At 72.8% G+C, this 16,889-nt stretch carries 12 protein-coding genes and 1 pseudogene; 9 read left to right on the forward strand and 4 right to left on the reverse strand.

The genetic code is table 11. From position 1 onward, the window contains the following. Positions 1 to 28: 28 nt before the first annotated feature. Positions 29 to 736 carry an SDR family NAD(P)-dependent oxidoreductase gene (locus H4W80_RS23175; RefSeq protein ID WP_192787014.1) on the reverse strand — a complete coding sequence of 236 codons (708 nt, stop codon included), beginning with the start codon at positions 734 to 736 and terminating at the stop codon, positions 29 to 31. Positions 737 to 940: 204 nt separating this feature from the next. Here H4W80_RS23175 and H4W80_RS63725 point away from each other — a divergent pair, with 204 nt between their 5' ends. Next, a complete protein-coding gene (locus H4W80_RS63725) occupies positions 941 to 1,864 on the forward strand; it encodes a LysR family transcriptional regulator (RefSeq protein WP_192787015.1) in 924 nt (307 codons plus the stop codon). A 42-nt stretch (positions 1,865 to 1,906) separates the two neighbouring features. Here the strand turns inward: H4W80_RS63725 and H4W80_RS23185 are convergent, their stop codons facing one another. Together H4W80_RS23185 and H4W80_RS23190 are read right to left on the reverse strand one after the other, a co-directional pair. After that, positions 1,907 to 2,659 carry a DinB family protein gene (locus H4W80_RS23185; protein ID WP_225963613.1) on the reverse strand — a complete coding sequence of 251 codons (753 nt, stop codon included), beginning with the start codon at positions 2,657 to 2,659 and terminating at the stop codon, positions 1,907 to 1,909. Between the two features lie 39 nt (positions 2,660 to 2,698). Continuing rightward, entirely contained in the window at positions 2,699 to 3,550 is an 852-nt protein-coding gene (locus H4W80_RS23190; protein ID WP_192787016.1) for a hypothetical protein, read from the reverse strand. A gap of 148 nt (positions 3,551 to 3,698) precedes the next feature. On the opposite strand from H4W80_RS23190, the gene H4W80_RS23195 reads away from it, so the two are divergent. From H4W80_RS23195 to H4W80_RS23220, 7 genes and pseudogenes are all read left to right on the forward strand, one after another. Continuing rightward, positions 3,699 to 5,066 (forward strand): sensor histidine kinase, encoded by a 1,368-nt coding sequence (locus tag H4W80_RS23195; RefSeq protein WP_318787014.1) that lies wholly within the window; start codon positions 3,699 to 3,701, stop codon positions 5,064 to 5,066. A 156-nt stretch (positions 5,067 to 5,222) separates the two neighbouring features. Then, entirely contained in the window at positions 5,223 to 7,145 is a 1,923-nt protein-coding gene (locus tag H4W80_RS23200; RefSeq protein ID WP_192787017.1) for a S1 family peptidase, read from the forward strand. 140 nt (positions 7,146 to 7,285) lie between these two features. Then, on the forward strand, positions 7,286 to 7,672 hold the full coding sequence (locus H4W80_RS23205; RefSeq protein ID WP_192787018.1) for a hypothetical protein: 387 nt from the start codon (positions 7,286 to 7,288) through the stop codon (positions 7,670 to 7,672). Positions 7,673 to 7,737: 65 nt separating this feature from the next. Next, positions 7,738 to 7,983: a LacI family DNA-binding transcriptional regulator gene (locus H4W80_RS60955; RefSeq protein WP_225963614.1), complete on the forward strand. Its 246-nt coding sequence runs from the start codon at positions 7,738 to 7,740 to the stop codon at positions 7,981 to 7,983. 62 nt (positions 7,984 to 8,045) lie between these two features. Then, positions 8,046 to 8,632 (forward strand): annotated as a pseudogene (locus tag H4W80_RS23210) (substrate-binding domain-containing protein). Between the two features lie 87 nt (positions 8,633 to 8,719). Beyond that, positions 8,720 to 9,886: an acyl-CoA dehydrogenase family protein gene (locus H4W80_RS23215; protein ID WP_192787019.1), complete on the forward strand. Its 1,167-nt coding sequence runs from the start codon at positions 8,720 to 8,722 to the stop codon at positions 9,884 to 9,886. 98 nt (positions 9,887 to 9,984) lie between these two features. Continuing rightward, positions 9,985 to 11,454, forward strand: coding sequence for an OmpA family protein (locus tag H4W80_RS23220; protein ID WP_192787020.1), 1,470 nt, complete (start codon positions 9,985 to 9,987; stop codon positions 11,452 to 11,454). A 261-nt stretch (positions 11,455 to 11,715) separates the two neighbouring features. Here the strand turns inward: H4W80_RS23220 and H4W80_RS23225 are convergent, their stop codons facing one another. Next, positions 11,716 to 15,447, reverse strand: a complete 3,732-nt coding sequence (locus H4W80_RS23225) for an AfsR/SARP family transcriptional regulator (protein ID WP_192787021.1) — start codon at positions 15,445 to 15,447, stop codon at positions 11,716 to 11,718. A gap of 75 nt (positions 15,448 to 15,522) precedes the next feature. On the opposite strand from H4W80_RS23225, the gene H4W80_RS23230 reads away from it, so the two are divergent. After that, on the forward strand, positions 15,523 to 16,887 hold the full coding sequence (locus tag H4W80_RS23230; protein ID WP_192793687.1) for an FAD-binding oxidoreductase: 1,365 nt from the start codon (positions 15,523 to 15,525) through the stop codon (positions 16,885 to 16,887). Positions 16,888 to 16,889 lie beyond the last annotated feature (2 nt).

Consider the following 16,889-nt stretch of genomic DNA (forward strand, 5'->3'; position numbering starts at 1 on the left):
CCGTCGTACGCGGGAGGTGGCGGAGGGCTCAGTGGCCGGCGCTCTGGCCGCCGTCGACGTGCAGGATCTCGCCGGTGACGAACGGGGCCGTCTCGAGATAGACGATCGCGTCGACGATGTCACTTATTTCGCCCATCCGGCCCATGGGGTGCAGGCCGGCGAGGAGGTCGTGGGTCTCGGCCGGGTGCATCGGCGTACGGATGACGCCGGGCGCGACCGCGTTGACCCGGATGCCGCGGGAGGCGTACTCGATGGCCAGCGACCTGGTGACCGAGTTGAGGCCGCCCTTGGTCAGCGCCGCCAGCGCGGACGGCACGCGGCTGTCGGCGTACTCGGCCAGGGTGGTCGTGATGTTGACCACGTGCCCGCCGCCCTGGGAGAGCATGACGTCGACGGCCCGCCGGGAGATCTCGAAGAACCCGCGCAGGTTGACCCCCGTCACCAGCTCGTAGTCCTCGTCGGTGTAGTCGGTGAACGGCTTGGACACGAAGACGCCGGCGTTGTTGATCAGCGTGTCGACCCGGCCGTACGCCTCCAGCGCCTGCTCGATGACGCGCCCGCCGACGGACGGGGCGGCGATGTCACCGGCGATGGTCCGGACCAGGGGGTCGTCGGAGGGTGCGATCGATCGGGAGTTCGCGACGACCGCGTAGCCGAGCTTGCGGTAGGCGGCCACCAGCCCCGCGCCGATCCCCTGGGACGCGCCGGTGATCACAGCGACTTTGTGCGTGCTCATGGGTTGCTCTTCTCATCGAGGCTTGAGGCCATCACGGGTTGAGGCCGTACGTCCTGGGCCTCGATCAGCGCGGCCGGCCAGCGAACGGGGCGGGCCGGCGCCGCGCGGTCATGGTTCAAGCTTGCGCCGGCCGGGCGCGATCCCGCCACGACCGGTTCACTCTCTGTTGTTAGGCTGTGCCTCCCAGCGCACTACCCTGGGCCAATGGAGCTACGCCAGCTGCGATATTTCGTCGCGGTGGCCGAGGAGCTGCACTTCGGCCGTGCCGCGGTCCGGCTGCGCATCGCCGGCCCGTCGCTCTCCCAGCAGATCAAGGCCCTGGAGCGGGACCTGGGCGTGCGCCTGCTCGACCGGGACCGCCGTTCGGTCGCGCTCACCCCCTCGGGGCAGGCACTGCTCCCCCAGGTCAGGGCTCTGCTCGACCAGGCCGACGAGCTGCGCCGCTCCGCGGCCGGCATGGCCGCCACCGAGCCGGTCCGGCTCGGCTACGTCAGCTGGCGCCCGCCCGACCTGACCGCCCGCGTGTCCGGCGTCGCCCAGCTGCACGTCGACGCGTGGGTCATGCCGTCACACACCCAGGCGGGACGGGTCGCCGACGGCAGCATCGACCTGGCCATCTGCTGGGTGCCGGCCGACGACCTGGCCGCCCACGCGCTGGAGGCCCGGCTGATCGGCGCCGACCGGCTCTTCGCGATCTCCACGGGCACCGGCACGTCCGCGGTCCCGGCCAAGGACACGGCGGTGCTGGTGGACGCCGACACCGCCACCTGGGACTCGTGGAACCGCTATGCCGAGGAGTTCGCCCGCGACACCGGTGCCCGCGTCGTGCGCATCGACGACGGCGGCATCACCGGGCCGGCCTTCTTCGACCACGTACGGCGGCTGCGCCGCCCCGTCGTCAACTCGCCGAAGGGGCAGACCGCGCCGGTGCCGCCGGACCTCGTCCAGCGCCCGGTGGTCGATCCGGCGCCGTGCTGGACCTGGGCCCTGGTGTCCCGGCGCGACGAGACCCGCAAGGCCGTACGGGCCGCCGTCGAGGCGCTGACCCGGGACGTCGGCGGGCTCGGCCTGGACGCCGACACGACCTGGCTACCGGCCGGCGACCCGTTCCGCACCACCACCACATGACGCACCACCGGATGCCGCGGTGACGGTCAGCGTGGTGATCGGTCAGCGGGCTTCGAGCGTCGCGAGGTCGCGCAGCGTGTAGCGGCGGTGCTCGCACTCCTCCTCCATCACCACCCGCAGGCAACCGCCGACCGTACGCGGCTCCGCCGGGTAGCCGGGCGCGGGCGCGCGGGTGCAGGCCCGTTCGAGCCCGGCGTCGGTGAGGCCGTCGAGGATGCCGCGCACCAGCGCCACCCGGCCGACCCGCGCCTGCGCCACCTCCGCGTACGCCGGCCGGGCATCGAGGTCGATGCCGAGCGCCGCCGCGTCCTCTGCCGGGTAGCCGGAGTGGGTCAGGCCGAGCCGGTGGAACGGGTCCGGCGCGTCGAGGATCGCCCGGCCCGCCCAGGCGTCGGTGGCGAAGACGAGGTGGCGCAGCGTCTCGACGAGGGACCATTCGTCGTCGACCCGCTCGTGGCGCGCCGCTTCGGGCAGCCGTTCGGCGCGGGCGAGCGTCTCGGACCAGAGCCGCTCGATGGTCTCCCACGTCGCGCGGAAGTCGTCGGCCGTGCGCATCTCCCGCAGCCGCGCCCGTTCGGGGTGGCGCCGGTCGAGCTCGGCCTCGACGTAGGCGGTGACGTCCACATCGTTGACGCGGAAATTACGTATTTCTCCGGACACGTTGACGTCCATGAGCCAGGAGTCGACGATCTTGATCCGGCGCAGATCGCAGCTGCGGAACGTCGTGGCGGAGAGGTCGGCCATCGTGAAGCTCGCGCCCTGGAACGCGTCGGTGTTGTCGTACTGCGCTGCCATCGCGCCATTGTGCCCGTGCCATCCGTGACCGTACAGCGCCTATTTCCGAGGTGGCCTCACCCCGCGCACGACAGGCAGCCCCGTGCCCGAGTCGAGCACGAGGCGGTCGCCGAGCGGACGCGCCAGCGTGACGGTGATCCTGGCTATCTTGAGCATCAGGTTGCACGGTCCGCTGGAGCCCTCCTCGTCCACGTCCACCACCACGAGCTTGCCGGTCTCGTACGCCCGTGCCCCGTGAACGTGGTCGCAGGAGCCGTGGCCGTACTCCAGGAGCAGTTCGTGCGGCTTGCCCGCGATGAGGTCGAACCCGCGCACCTCTTCGAACTCCCCCTTCTCGGCCTGCGGACGGGCGGTGATGGCCGAGGGGGCGACCGCCACGTACACGAACTTCGACTCGACCCCCTTGACGCTGAACAGCCAGGCGGGCACCCGGATCGTGCCGCGGCTGGTCTCCAGCGTCGTCCGGCCCGGCTCGACCCCGGTCACCCGGAGCGGGCGGCAGCCCTTGGCCGGGCACTCCTCCTCGATGAAGTCGGCCGGCTTGCTGAGCTCCGCGTACGCGTCGGCCGCCGTGACGAGCGGCACTACCGAGACCGCGCCGTCCGGCCACCGCAGGCGCGCTTCGGGCAGGGGGTCCGCGGGTAACTCGGCCGCGAGCTTCCACACTCCGTTGTGCGCGCTCAGGGCGGCCCAGGCGGGAGGGTCTGTCCAGCCACCCCGATCCTGGAGTCCTCCGAGCAGGACGAAACCCGAACGCCAGGCGCGGTCGCCGGCCGATCCGTCCCAGCGCGCCACCACCTCCCGGGCACGTGCCTCGAACCGGCCCGGCGAGACCCGATGGGACCAGCCGCAGGAGGCCAGGAGCAGCACCAGGCACAGGCTCGCGATCATCCTCCGCAGCACTTGTTGATCACCCCCGGCCGCCTACGGTAGCCACTCACCCACCGGCGAAGTGCCCCTCTTATCGGATTTGCGGGGGAATCTCCCTTAATTAGGGGCGAACGCACTCCATGTGGTCTTCTGACTACCGGGGTGTGGAGTGATCAGACGGCTGGGCCGGTCGCTGCGGATGCGGTTGGCGCTGCTCGCCAGCTTGGCCATGTTGCTGCTGAACGTCGTCGTCAGCGGGTTCGTGCTGTACGCGATCCGGAACGAGGCCGCCGACATCCGGGCGTACGACGTGGCCAGCCGGGCTTTGCGCGTGCTTCTCATGGTCAAGCGGAACGAGTTGCCCCCGACGGTGTCCCCCGACGGGCTCGACGGCATCCAGGTGATCGACTCGGCGGGCCGCGTGGTCTCCTCGACTCCCAACCTGGCCGGCCTGCCCCGGCTGACGACGGCGATCCCCCACCGGAACACGGCCAACGACGTCGCCGAGTTCTGCGACCTGCGCGCCTTCTCCGCAGGGTGCGAGCTGGTGGTCTCCATGCACGCCTACCAGCCGGACGGCGCGTGGGTCATCTACGCGTTCGCCCCGGCCGTGCCCTGGTACGTCAGCCTGAAAGTGATCCTCTTCCAGATCTGCGTGGCCGCCCTGCTGCTCATCCTGACCTGGTTCGGGGTGTCGCGCGTGGTGGCCCGGACGCTCGTGCCCGTCCACGACATCACGAAGAGGCTGGCCGAGATCACCGCCGGTGGGGGCGGGATGCGGCTCCCCGTGTCGGAGAACGTGGACGACGAGATCAGGACGCTCGCCGAGACCGGCAACCAGATGCTGGAGCGGCTGGAATCCGCGATGAGGAAGCAGGCGGAGGCGGTGGAGCAGCAGCGCAGGTTCGCCGGGGACGCCTCGCACGACCTGCGCAGCCCGATCACCGCGATGCGCACCCAGGTCGAGGAGGCGCTGCTCGCGCCCGAGGACGCCGACTGGCGGGCGACGGGCGAGGCGCTGCTGTCCAGCCTGGACCGGCTCCAGGCCATCGTCGTCGACCTGCTCACGCTGACCAAGCTGGACGCGGGCGCGCCGAGCTCCCGGGAACCGGTCGACCTGTGCGAGCTGGTCTCCGCCGAGACCGGCAGGCCGCGTTCCAAGAGCGTCATCACCACGCTGCAGCCGGGCGTGGCCGTCACGGGCGACCGCCTGCAGCTGGCCCGCCTCCTGACGAACCTGCTGGACAACGCCGAGCGGCACGCCGAGTCCCAGATCCTCGTCACCGTACGACGGCAGGACCACCAGGCCGTACTGGAGGTGCTCGACGACGGCGCCGGCATCGAGCCCGGGCAGCGCGAGACGGTCTTCCAGCGCTTCACCCGCCTGGATGCCGCGCGCAACCGCGACGCCGGCGGGACCGGACTCGGCCTGCCCATCGCCCGCGAGATCGCGCACGCCCACGGCGGCACGCTCACCATTGAGGACTCCGAGCGCGGCGCCCGCTTCGTCCTGCGCCTCCCGGCCCGAGCGGACTGACCATCCTGGCCCGAGCGGACTGACCATCCCGACCCGCAGAGGGCCGGGCATCACGGCGCGCGAGGACTGCGCCACCCCCCAAGTCGGCTCCAAGCCACGCACAAGAGCCGGACCTCACCATTTCCGAATGTGAGCGGAAATTTCAGGACAAGGTTGATGAAGATCGCCGCAGGTGCGGCGGTCGCCATGGCGGTCGCGCTGCCCGCGTTACCGGCGGCCGCCGACGACGCGCCCGATGAGCGGCCCGACGTGCCCGTCGGCACCTGGCTGGCGGCGCGTACCCAGCCCGCCGTCCAGCTGACGAGCTTCACCTACACCGGCACGGTCGCCGTGCCGACCAGCACGATCAACCAGCCCGCGTTCAACCGGCTCGTGGAGCAGGCCACCGCCACCGTGGCGTCCGGCAAGATCTCCTCGGACGAGCGCAGCATCGCCAAGTGGCTGTTCCAGCAGATCGCGGCCGACGTGGACACCTACCTCGCCTCGACCACCCCGGAGCGCACGGTCGAAGCCGAGGTCGGCGGCCTGTGCACCGGCTGGTGGGTCACCCCCGACGGCTACATGGTCACCGGCGCGCACTGCGTCCAGGTCGGCGAGACCGAGCTGAGCCGGCTGTTCGCGCAGCAGGCGCTGGCCAAGTTCAACCAGCAGGACGCCAAGGAGATCATCAGCGGGCTGCGGGGCCTGGAGGCCGACGAGGAGATCGTCAAGCTCGCGCAGCAGATCTACGTCACGTTCAACACCAACCACATGCAGCTCCGCAACCTGAAGCAGAGCCTGTCGGTGGTCCAGAGCCTGCCCGGCGGCGGCGTGGACAAGACGGCCAAGCCGGTCCCGGCCGAGCTGGTGTCGGTGGGCGAGAGCTACCCCGGCAAGGACTTCGCGCTGCTCAAGGTCAACGGCCAGCAGAACCTGCCGACCGTGCCGCTCGGCGACGACTCCGACGTGCGTACCGGTGACACGCTCTACATCAGCGGCTTCCCCGGCCTGGTCACCAATACGCCGTTCTTCAGCCTGGAGTCCAAGCTGGAGCCGGCGCTGACCGAGGGCCCGTACAACGCCAAGCGCACCACGCAGACCGGCGTGCCGTACATCCAGACCCAGGCGCCCTCCTACCACGGCAACTCCGGCGGCCCGGTGTTCAGCAAGGACGGCAAGGTCATCGGCATGCTGATCGCCGGCACGGTGAGCGAGAACGGCGAGGCGTCGGAGAGCGAGAGCTTCGTCCTGCCGGTCGGCATCATCAAGGAGAAGCTCGGCGAGAAGAACATCAAGCCCGCCCAGACCACCACGACGACCCGCTACAACGAGGCGCTCAACGACTTCTTCCGGCACTACTACTCGGACTCGTTGCCGAAGTTCCGCGAGGTCCAGGCGCTGTTCCCGAACCACCCGTACGTGGCCAAGTACATCAGCGACGCCCAGCAGGCGATCTCCGCGGGCAAGGACGAGTCGCCCAAGCCGCTCCTGCTGTGGGTGCTGATCGGGGCCGGCGTGCTGGTCGCCGCCGTGATCGTCGCGGTCCTGGCCAAGGTCCTCCGCCGCCGCGGGCGCCGGCGCCGCCACTCCGAGCCGTCCTTCGTCCAGCCGCCGCCCGGCGCGGTGCAGCCTCCGTCATGGCGGCAGCTCCCGGCGGGCCAGGCGCCGCCCCCGGCGCAGGAGGCATACGGGCAGGGCGCATACGGGCCGGACGCATACGGGCAGGCGGCCCACGGGCAAGCGGCGTACGGGCAGGCAGCTTACGGCCAAGCGCCGTACGGGCAGGGCGCCGACGGGCACGGCCCCGTGGCCTACAACGCCGACGGCTACGGCGCCGCACCGTACGGGTCAGCCCCGGAGCGCGCCAACCCCCAGTACGGGTCGGCCCGGGACCACGCCGGCTCCCCGTACGGGTCGGCTCCGGACCACAACAACCACCAGTACAGACCGGGCCCGTACCACGCCAACCCCCAGTACGGACCGGGCCCGTACGGGTACCCCGCGCCCCCGCACGGCCAGGCCCAGCCGCCCTCGGGCGAGCAGACCCGCGCCGTCCGCTACGGCCAGTTCACGCCGCCGCCGAACGACCGGCCCTCCTAGCCCTGGATTCGCCTTGCCCGCCCTTCCATACTGGAGCCGACGCCCGGAGACATGACTGCCGTCGATGCCGGGCGGGATCCCGCTCGTGCCCGTGAACGCGAAACCCCCGATTCCGTCGTCGGCCAAAAGGGAGACCGGAAATGCGCACGTCGTACAGACTCCTCCCGCCCGCTGTCCTGGCGATCGGCCTGCTCCTCTGCCCGGTCGCGCCCGCGTCGGCCGCCACCACGACGGCCGGCCCGGCGAGGGCCACGGCCACGGTCATGGCCCTGACCCTGGACGAGGGCAGCTGCGAACCGCTCGCGCGGCGCTTCCTCTGCTCGGTCTCCTACAGCGGGGCGATCGCGCCGGTCGCCATCCGCTGGTTCGTCGACGGCGGCTACGTCCCCGCGTACGACAACAGGAGTTTCGTGGGGATCGGCTGCCAGCCCACGGTGCGGTACGACATCCGGGCGGTGATCTCCGACGCCACCGGCGCGTCCGTCGAATACCGCACCACGCCCGTCTGCCGATCGGGCAATCCCTGACGTGTCCCGACTGCCCGTCCTCGGTTGATCTCTCCCATTAGGGTGGTTTCCTGAGGGAGGTATCGATGCCGGGCAATTCCGGGCGTTCCACGCTGGCCACCATCGCCGCCTCGGCCGGCGTGTCCGTGGCCACCGTGTCGAAGGTCCTCAACGGCCGCACCGACGTCGCGCCCGCCACCCGTTCGCTGGTGCAGTCCCTGCTGCAGGAGCACGGCTACGTCGCCCGCCGGTCACGCCGGGCGCGGACGGCGGCCCCGGCCACCGTCCAGGTGGAGGTGGCCTCGGATCTGTGTACCTACTCCGCTCGGTGATCACCATCGGCGGCGAGCCGGCCCCGGCCCAGCTCGCCGCGCTGTCCCGGGCTCGCCTGCCCGTGGTCGTCGTCGACCCGCTGAACCTGCCGGACACCCCTGTGACCAGCGTCGGCGCCACCAACTTCGCCGGCGGCCTGTCCGCCACCCGGCATCTGCTGGACCTCGGGCACCGTCGCATCGCCTACCTCGATGACATCGCCGACGCGGCCTGCGACCAGGCACGCATGCACGGCTACCGCGCCGCGATGGAGGCCGCGGGCGTGCCGGTGCCCGCCGGATACGTCCGTACTTCGGGCTTCCGCTATCCCGACGGGGGGACGGGCGGAGCCGCCCTGCTCGACCTGCGGCTCCCGCCGACGGCCATCTTCGCCGCCAGCGACGGGAGTGCCCTCGGCGCCGTGCAGGCCGCCAGGGCGCGGGGCTGCGCGTCCCGGAGGACCTCAGCGTGGTCGGCTTCGACGACACCGAGGTCGCGGTCATGACCTCGCCGCAGCTGACCACCGTACGCCAGCCGCTGCGCGAGATGGGTGGCATCGCCCTGCGCACGGCCCTGCGCCTGGCCGCCGGCGAGAAGATCGAGTCCCGCCACTTCGAGCTCGCCACCGAGCTGATCGTCCGCGGATCGAGCCGGGCGGCCGGCCCCTGAGGTTGCCGCGGCGGCTCTGGACAACGCGTCGCTTACGTGATCTGACGGAGTAAGAGCGCCGACGATCGCGAACAGGAGCACCTGGACATGAGCGACACGCCGCGACTGCACACCGCGGGCAACACCCTGCTGGAGCGAGCCCGCGCGCTGCGCCCGCTGATCGAGCGCGACGCGGACCAGGCCGAGGAGCAGGGCCGACTCACCACCTCCGTCGTGGACGCCCTACACGAGGCAGGACTTTTCGGCATATGGGTGCCAGTGCCGCTCGGCGGCGCCGAGCTGTCGCCCAGGGAGCTGATGGCCGTCCTCGGGGAGCTCTCCTACGCCGACCCCTCGACGGGCTGGGTGGTCATGGCCACCTGCCTGGAGAACGGCACGGCCGGCGCCTACCTGGGCGACGAGGCCGTCGAACGGATCTTCAAGGGCCCCCGGATGCCGCTCTTCGCGGGCCAGGGCACCCGGCCGGGCGTCGCCGTCCCCGAGGACGGGGGCTTCCGCCTCAGCGGGCAGTGGAGCTTCGCCTCCGCCATGCTGCACTCCCAGTACGTCCACAGCCTGGGCGCCATCGAGGGCACCGACGAGGTCCGGATCTTCATCACCCCGATCGAGGACGTCAAGCCGCTCGGCAACTGGGACGTCCTGGGCCTGCGCGCGACCGGCAGCATCGACTACTCGATGGACGACGTCTTCGTGCCGGAGTCGCAGTCGCACGTCTTCGGCACGAACGTGCCCCTGCGCGGCGGCGCCATCTACCGGCTCTGCCTGCTCGACCAGGCGCTGATCTGCCACTCCTCCTGGGCGCTCGGCGTCGGCCGCCGACTGCTGGACGAGCTGAGCCGCTACGCCGTGGCACGGGCCGGGCGGACCGGGCAGATCGCCGACAGCGACGCCTTCCACACCGACTTCGCCCGTGCCGAGGCGAAGTTCCGCGCCGCGGCGGCCCTGGTGCGCGAGACGTGGGACGACGTGGAACGCACCCTCGACTCGGGCCGGACGCTCGACGTACGGCAGGAGACGATGGTGCGGCTCGCGCTCAACCACATCACGTCGACGATCACCGAGGTCTCCCACTTCGTCTACGCGTCGGGCGGCACCTCGGCGCTGCGCGACGGGCTGATCCAGCGGCTGTTCAGGGACGTCCACGCCGGCGCCGCGCACATCACCTCGGGCCCGCAGTCGCTGCGGGAGTGCGGCCGTGAACTGGCCGGCCTGGCCGCGGGCGAGTCCTGGGCGCTGTTCGGCCTGGAGCCGTGAGAGCCGCGCTTGGTGAGGTCGGGAGCCTCGATCACGCCGTCCCTCGGTGAGATTCCGGTGAAATGTCGGTGGAACGCCGTGCTTCCAGGCTTGTCCGCATGCCCATGACTGACATGACCAGGAGCGTGGCCTGCGGAGCGGCGCTCGTGCTCACCCTTTCCGCCTGTGGCGCGCTGGGAGGGCCGGCCCAGCCCTCAGCCTCGGGCTCGGGCTCGGGCTCGGGCTCGGGCTCGGTGAAGGCTCCCGACGCCCCGGCGCGGGACCAGCCTGAGGACCCCTCCCCCACGCAGGAGGAGTCCTCTTCGCAGCCAGAGTCGCCCTCGGAAGGCGTGGTCGCCGGGCCCACCTCGTCCGCGCTGCCGGTCGAGGGCCGGAACCTGCGCCTGGTCAGGTCCGGCGAGAACGAGCTGGCGCTGCAGTTCGAGCTCTTCAACGGCACGGACGACGAGATCTCCCTCGGCACGCTCGGCCTCGACAGCCGCGAGCAGCTGATCACGCTGGTGGACCTGCCCCGCGGCACCGCGTACGGCCTGATCGGCAGCTCGGGCCCGGACGGACGGATCAGCGCGGACGTCGACATCGAACCGGGCCGGTCGGCCCCGGTGACGGCGGTGTTCGCCGCACCGCCCAAGGAGGCCACCGAGATGCTCGTCGTGCTGAACGGTCTGCTCCCGGTGACCGTGCCGATCACGGACGCCGAACCGGCCGACGACCCCGCCCTGCGCGGCCCGCACAACAAGCTCCAGGTCGGCCCGCTGGTCTGCAGGACGACGGGCGGCAGGCGTGAGGCGTTCCGGCTGCCCAGCGACGTGCTGTTCGAGTTCGGCAGCTCCAAGCTGTCACCGTCGGCCAAGTCCGCCATCGAGGCGCTGCGCGGCCGGGTCTCCGCCTCGTCCGGATCGGTGACCGTGGACGGACACACCGACGCGATCGGGGGCACCTCCGACAACCAGACGCTGTCGCAGGAACGCGCCGCGGCCGTCAGCCAGGTGCTGCGTCCTTCTCTCGGCGACGGCTTCGCCTACCGGACGAAGGGGCACGGCGAGGGCGAGCCCGTCGCGCCCAACACCAAGCCCGACGGCAGCGACGATCCGGACGGGCGGGCGCAGAACCGGCGGGTGGAGGTGCAGATCGACAGCGACACCACCGTGCCGGTCCCGGAGACGGGCACCGACCTGACCGACGCGGGGCTCCAGGTGCGGGTGGAGAGCGTACGGCGGCTGTCGGGCTACCTCCTGGCGAGCGTCAAGGTCACCAACCCCGGGCCGCAGGCCGCGTCCCTGGAGTACGAGAACCACTTCACGCCCAAGGAGCTCACCTCGGGCCAGCTGTCGATCGCGGCCCGGAACGGCCGGCAGGAGCTGTGCGGCTTCGCCGCGCCCACGTACTTCGACTTCGTCGGCACGATGAGCGCCTCCTTCGCGCCGGGCAAGCTCGACACGGTGCCCGCGGGCGCCGAGGTGACGCTGTGGGGGCTCTTCCCGGCGCCCAGCGCGAACGTCACGTCGGTGAAGGTCCAGATCGGCGGCTACGACCAGGCACTCCCGACCGAGGTGGTGGCGAGCTGACCCCTTAGCTTCCCGGCCGAGGTCGGCAGGCGGCCCCTCGCACTTCCCGACCGAGGGCGCGAGCGGACCTCCTCACGCTTCCGACTGAGGGCGCGAGCAGACCCCCTCACTCTTCCCGACTGAGGTCGCGAGCAGACCTCACGCTTCCCGACCGAGATGGCGATCCGAATCCTCACGTTTCCCGACCGAGGTCGCGGTGGCCTGAGCCTTCAAGCTCGCGGCCGAGGTGGTGGCGAGCTGAGGCCGGTGTTCCCGGTCCGGTCATGGTGTGGCGAGCGCGGCTCTGACCTCCGCCAGGCGGGCGGCGTATCGGGGCCAGCCGAAGCCCGAGGCGGCGTAGGCGGTGGCCGTCGCCTCCGCCAGTTCGCCGGCCCGCCGCCGGTCCCGGCCTGCGAGCGCCAGCGCCGCCGACACGGCCCGGGCCGCGAGCCAGGGCGTGCTGTGCTCGGCCGACTCGGCGTAGACCTCGTCCAGCAGCGCCGCGGCCTCGTCGAGCTCCCCGCGCCGGATGAGCACGTCGGCCAGGTCGATGTGCGCCATGCTAGCCCCGGAGCCGTCGGTGACCGTGTAGCCGACGGCCGTGCGCATGTGGCCTTCCGCGCGGCCCAGCTCCCCCTCGGCCATGGCGACGGCGCCCCTGATCAGCTCGTTGAGCGGGAGGATCTGGCGGTCGTCCAGCCGCGCGGCGTAGTGGTCGGACTCGGTGGCGCACGCCAGCGCCTCCTTGAGGTGGCCCATGCCCAGCAGCGCCTGCGCCTGGTTGCTGAGACCGCGTGCCAGCCCGTGCTCGTCGCCGGTCTCCAGGTCGAAGGCGTTGGCGGTGACGTAGCGCTGGAGTGCCTGCTCGGCGTCGCCCGAGTAGAGGTGGAGCGTGCCGAGCGCGTCGGCGAAGGCGGACACCCGCTGCGTGTGGGAGACGCTTTCGGCCAGCTCCAGGCCCTGGAGCAGCGGCGGGAGCGCCTCGCGCAGGCGGCCGCGCTCGATCTCCACGATACCGCGGTAGTAGAGGACGTTCATGGTCACCATGTCGTCCGACGCGATCTCGGCCAGCTCGGCGGCCCTGGTCAGCAGCTCGGCCGCCGCGTCGAACCTGCCGACCATGGTGGAGACGAAGGCGTGGTCGCTCAGCGCGGTCGCCTGCTCGGTCGGCGTGCTGCCCGGCGCGTCGGCCAGGGCGGAGAAATGCCGCTCGGCCTCGCCGTACCAGCCGCGGATCAGCCACGGCGTGTGCAGTTCGAGCGCGAGCCGCAGGCCGTCGGCCGCCCGCTCGGTGCCGGGAGCGCGCTCCAGCGCGTCGAGCAGGTTGGGCCACTCCGCGAACACGGCCGACACCTCCTCCGCCGCAAGGAAGTCGGTCGGCGCGCCGAGCCGGCGGACGAACGCCACGCACCAGCCCAGATGGGCGGCCAGCGCGCCCTCCGTCTCCCCGGCGGCGAGCAGCTTCGCCCGCGCGTAGTCGCGCACGGTCTCCAGCAGCCCGAACCGCCGCCCGCCCCCGGACGTCTCCACGGTGACCAGGCTCCGATCGGCCAGCTCGGCCAGCGCCGGCGCAACATCCCCGACGGCCAGGCCCTCCCCGACGACGTCACCCCTGCCGGGACCGCTCATGCCGGGACCCTCCGCCCCGGAGCCGCCCATTCCGGGACCGACCGTTGAGAGGTCACCCGTTCCGATGCCTACCGATCCAGGGCCGCCCCTTCCAGGGCCGCCCCTTCCGGTGCCGTCCCATCCAGGGCCGCCCGATCCAGGGCCGCCCAATCCGGTGCCGCCGGATCCGGTCCAGCCCGATCCATGGCCGCCCGATCCAGGGCCGACCGATCCAGGGCCGACCGTCACGCCGGGCACGACGTGTTCGGCGGCCTCCAGGTCGAAGCCGCCGCTGAACACCGACACCCGCCGCAGCACCAGCCGTTCCCGCTCGGCCAGCAGGTCATGGCTCCAGTCGAGGGCGGCGCGCAGGCTCGTGTGCCGGCCGCCCGCGCTGCGGCCGCCGCCCACCAGCAGGCGCAGCCGGTCCTCGACCCGGGCGGCCAGCTGCGCCACGGTGAGCGTACGGGTCAGACCGGCGGCCAGCTCGATCCCCAGCGGCAACCGGTCCACGGCGGCGCAGATCGCCGCGACGGCGGCGGGCTCGGCGTCGACCTGGTCGGGGGCGCACCGCTGGGTGAACAGCGTCGCCGCCGCGTGCGCGGGCAGCGGTCCGACCCGGTTGAGCTCCTCCCCCGCCACCAGCAGCGGGAGCTGCGAGGTGACCAGCACGGCCAGCCCGTCGGTACGGCCCAGCAGCCCGATGACCAGCTCGGCCACCTGGTCGACGAGGTGCTCGGCGTTGTCGAGCACCAGCAACCCGCCCTCCAGGCGCGCTGCCAGCTCCGGCAGAGGATCGTCGGACTCCGACTCTAGCCCCACGGCGGCCGCCACCGCCGCGCGCACCGCCCCTTCCCGGTGTAACGGCGCCAGCTCCACCAGGGCCACCGCCCTGGGCTCCGCGGCCGAGACCTGGGCCACCGCCCTGGCCGCCTCGATGGCCAGCCTCGACTTGCCGCTGCCCGGCCCGCCCGTGAGCGTGACGAGCCCCGGTCGCGTAAGCCGCCTCACCAGCGCCGCCAGCTCACCGTCCCGGCCGACGAAGCTCGTCGCGGGACCCGGCAGGCGCACCCGGGGGCGAGCCTGACGCGGGGGCGCCGACTCGACAGCGGACGGGCCCGGCGACCCGGCGGAGGCCGAGGACGACTCCGCAGCGAGCGCCCCGACGGAGGCCGAGGACGACTCTGCGGCGAGCGCCCCGACGGAGGCCGAGGACGACTCCGCGGCGGGCACCCCGGCGGAGGCCGGGGACGACTCTGCGGCAGGCGGCGACCCGAAGGCGAGCGGGGACGGCTCCGGCTGGGGCGACGCTGCAGAGAGCGGGGACGGCTCCAGCCCCGACGATGCCGCAGAGAGCGATGACGGCGCCGGTTCGGGCGACGCCGCAGGGAGCGAAGACGGCGCCGGTCTGGGCGCGATTTCGGCTTCCGCCAAGGTGGCGTTCGTGAGCTGCAGGGATGGGTCCTGGCGGAGGATCCGCAGCTCCAGCGCAGCCGTCTCCGGGACCGGGTCGACGCCCAGCGCGTCGGCCAGCCTGCGGCGGAGCCTGGCCAGCCGGTCGAGCGCGTCGGCCTGCCGGCCGTTGCGATAGAGGGCCAGCGCCAGCAGGCAGGACAGCCGCTCGTGCAGCGGATTCTCGTCCGCCAGCCGCTCCAGCTCCGTGCCCGCCTCCGCCGCCGCGCCGAGGGCGAGGTCGGCGGTGAGCCGCTGCACCGTCAGGTCCAGTCGCCACGACTCCAGCCGGTGCCCCTCCAGCTCGGCATAGGGAATCGCCCGCAGGTCCGCCAGCGCGCTGCCGCGCCAGAGCCCGAGCGCCTGCGCCGCCGCGTCCCGGACGCCCGCGTGGTCGCCGGATCGGGCCGCCGCGTGCGCCCGCTCGGCGGCGGCCCGGGCCTTGACCAGGTCGGCGGCGTGGGCGTCGAGCGCGTAGCCGCCGGGCGTCCTGACCAGGGGTGACGCCTGCCGCGACCGGCCCGCGCCGCCCCCGCCCGGCCCGGGGCGGACGGGGCCAGCGTGGCCAAGGGGGCCAGCGGCGTCGCCGGGGCGAACGGATCCAGGGCCGCCGGGGACGGCGGGGCCAACGGGTCCAGGGCCTCCGGGGTCCGCGGGGCCAGCGGGGCTGGCAAGACCGGCGGGAACGGAGGGGCCCGGGCCGGAGGGGCCTGAGGGGAGGGTGGCGCGGAGGCGGGAGACGAGGACGCGCAGGCGTTCGGTGGGGCGGGCCAGCTCCGCCTCCCCCCACAGGTCGGCGGCCAGCCGCGCGTCCGGAACCGGAGACCCGCCCGCCAGCGCGAGCCGGGTCAGCAGCGCGCGCTCAAGGAGACGATCCACCACGATCGTCGCGTCCCCGGCACGGACGGTGACCGGTCCGAGCACGAGGACGTCCAGGCCGGGGAGGGAGGGCACGGGGGGATTATCTCAGCGAATTCCGTGAGACGTCCGTGAAACGGGGCTGCAAGGTCATCCGCTCAGGCTGGCCTCATGACACAAGACATCACGGACCTGCGAGCCACCGTACGAGGAGAGGTCCTCACCCCGCAGGACGCCGGCTACGAGGACGCCCGAGCCCTGCACAACGGCATGATCGACCGCAGGCCGGCCGCGATCGTGCGGGTCAGCGGCACCGCCGACGTCGTCGGCGTGCTGGCCTACGCCCGCGAGCACGCGCTGGAGGTCAGCGTGCGCGGTGGCGGGCACGGGGTGGCCGGGCACGCGCTCGGCGGCGACCTCGTGATCGACCTGTCGGCGCTGCGCGGCGTCACCGTGGACGCGGCCGCGCGGACGGCCGTCGTTCAGGCGGGCACGATCTGGGGCGAGGTCGACCAGGCCACGCAGGCGCACGGCCTGGCCGTGCCCGGCGGCCGGATCAGCCACACCGGCGTCGCCGGGCTCACCCTCGGGGGCGGCGAGGGCTGGCTGTCCGCGAGGTACGGGCTGAGCTGCGACAACCTGATCGCCGTCGAGCTCGTCACGGCCGACGGCCGGGTGGTCGTCGCCGACGACGAGAGCGAGCCCGAGCTGATGTGGGCGCTGCGCGGCGGGGGCGGCAACTTCGGCGTGGTCATGTCGTTCACTTTTCGCCTGCACCCGCTGGGTCCGCTGGTGCTCGGCGGCATGCTCGGTTACCGGGTGTCCGACGCGCCCGCCGTACTGGACGCCCTGGAGCGGCTGCACTCGGCCGGGCACGACGACTTCGCCCCCGCGGCGGTCTTCCTGACGGCGCCGCCGGCGCCGTTCGTGCCCGGGCACGTGGTGGGGCGGCCGATCCTCGCGATCGTGCCCGCCTGGCTCGGCGACCCGGAGGCGGGCGCGGAGGTGATCCGGCCGCTGTTCGAGGCGGCGACGCCGCTGTTCGACGCGGTCCAGCCGATGCCGTACCCGGCGCTGCAGTCGATGCTGGACGACGGCTCGCAGCCGGGGCGGCGCAACAGGTGGTCGGCGGAGTTCGTGCCCGGCCTCGACCCGAGCCTGATCTCCGACCTGCAGGACGCCGCGATCGCCGCGCCGAGCCCGCTGTCGCAGCTGATCGTCTCGCCGCTGCCTGAGGCGGTCAGGACGGCGCCGGACTCCGCGTTCCCGAGCCGCCACGGCGGGCGCTGGCTGGTGCATCCCGTCGGCGTCTGGGTGGATCCGGGCGACGATCCCGCCAACCTGGCCTGGGTGCAGGAGGTGACCGCGGCGATCAGGAAGCACGGGGTCACCGGCTCCTACCTGAACCTGGAGCAGGCCGACGACGACCGGGTGCGCTGGGCGATGGGCGTGCGCAGGTATCGCCGGCTGCAGCAGGTGAAGGCGGCCTGGGACCCCGGCGACGTGTTCCGCCACTGCGCCCACGTCAGTCCATGAGG

It is taken from the genome of Nonomuraea angiospora, assembly GCF_014873145.1.
Classification (GTDB): Bacteria; Actinomycetota; Actinomycetes; order Streptosporangiales; family Streptosporangiaceae; genus Nonomuraea; species Nonomuraea angiospora.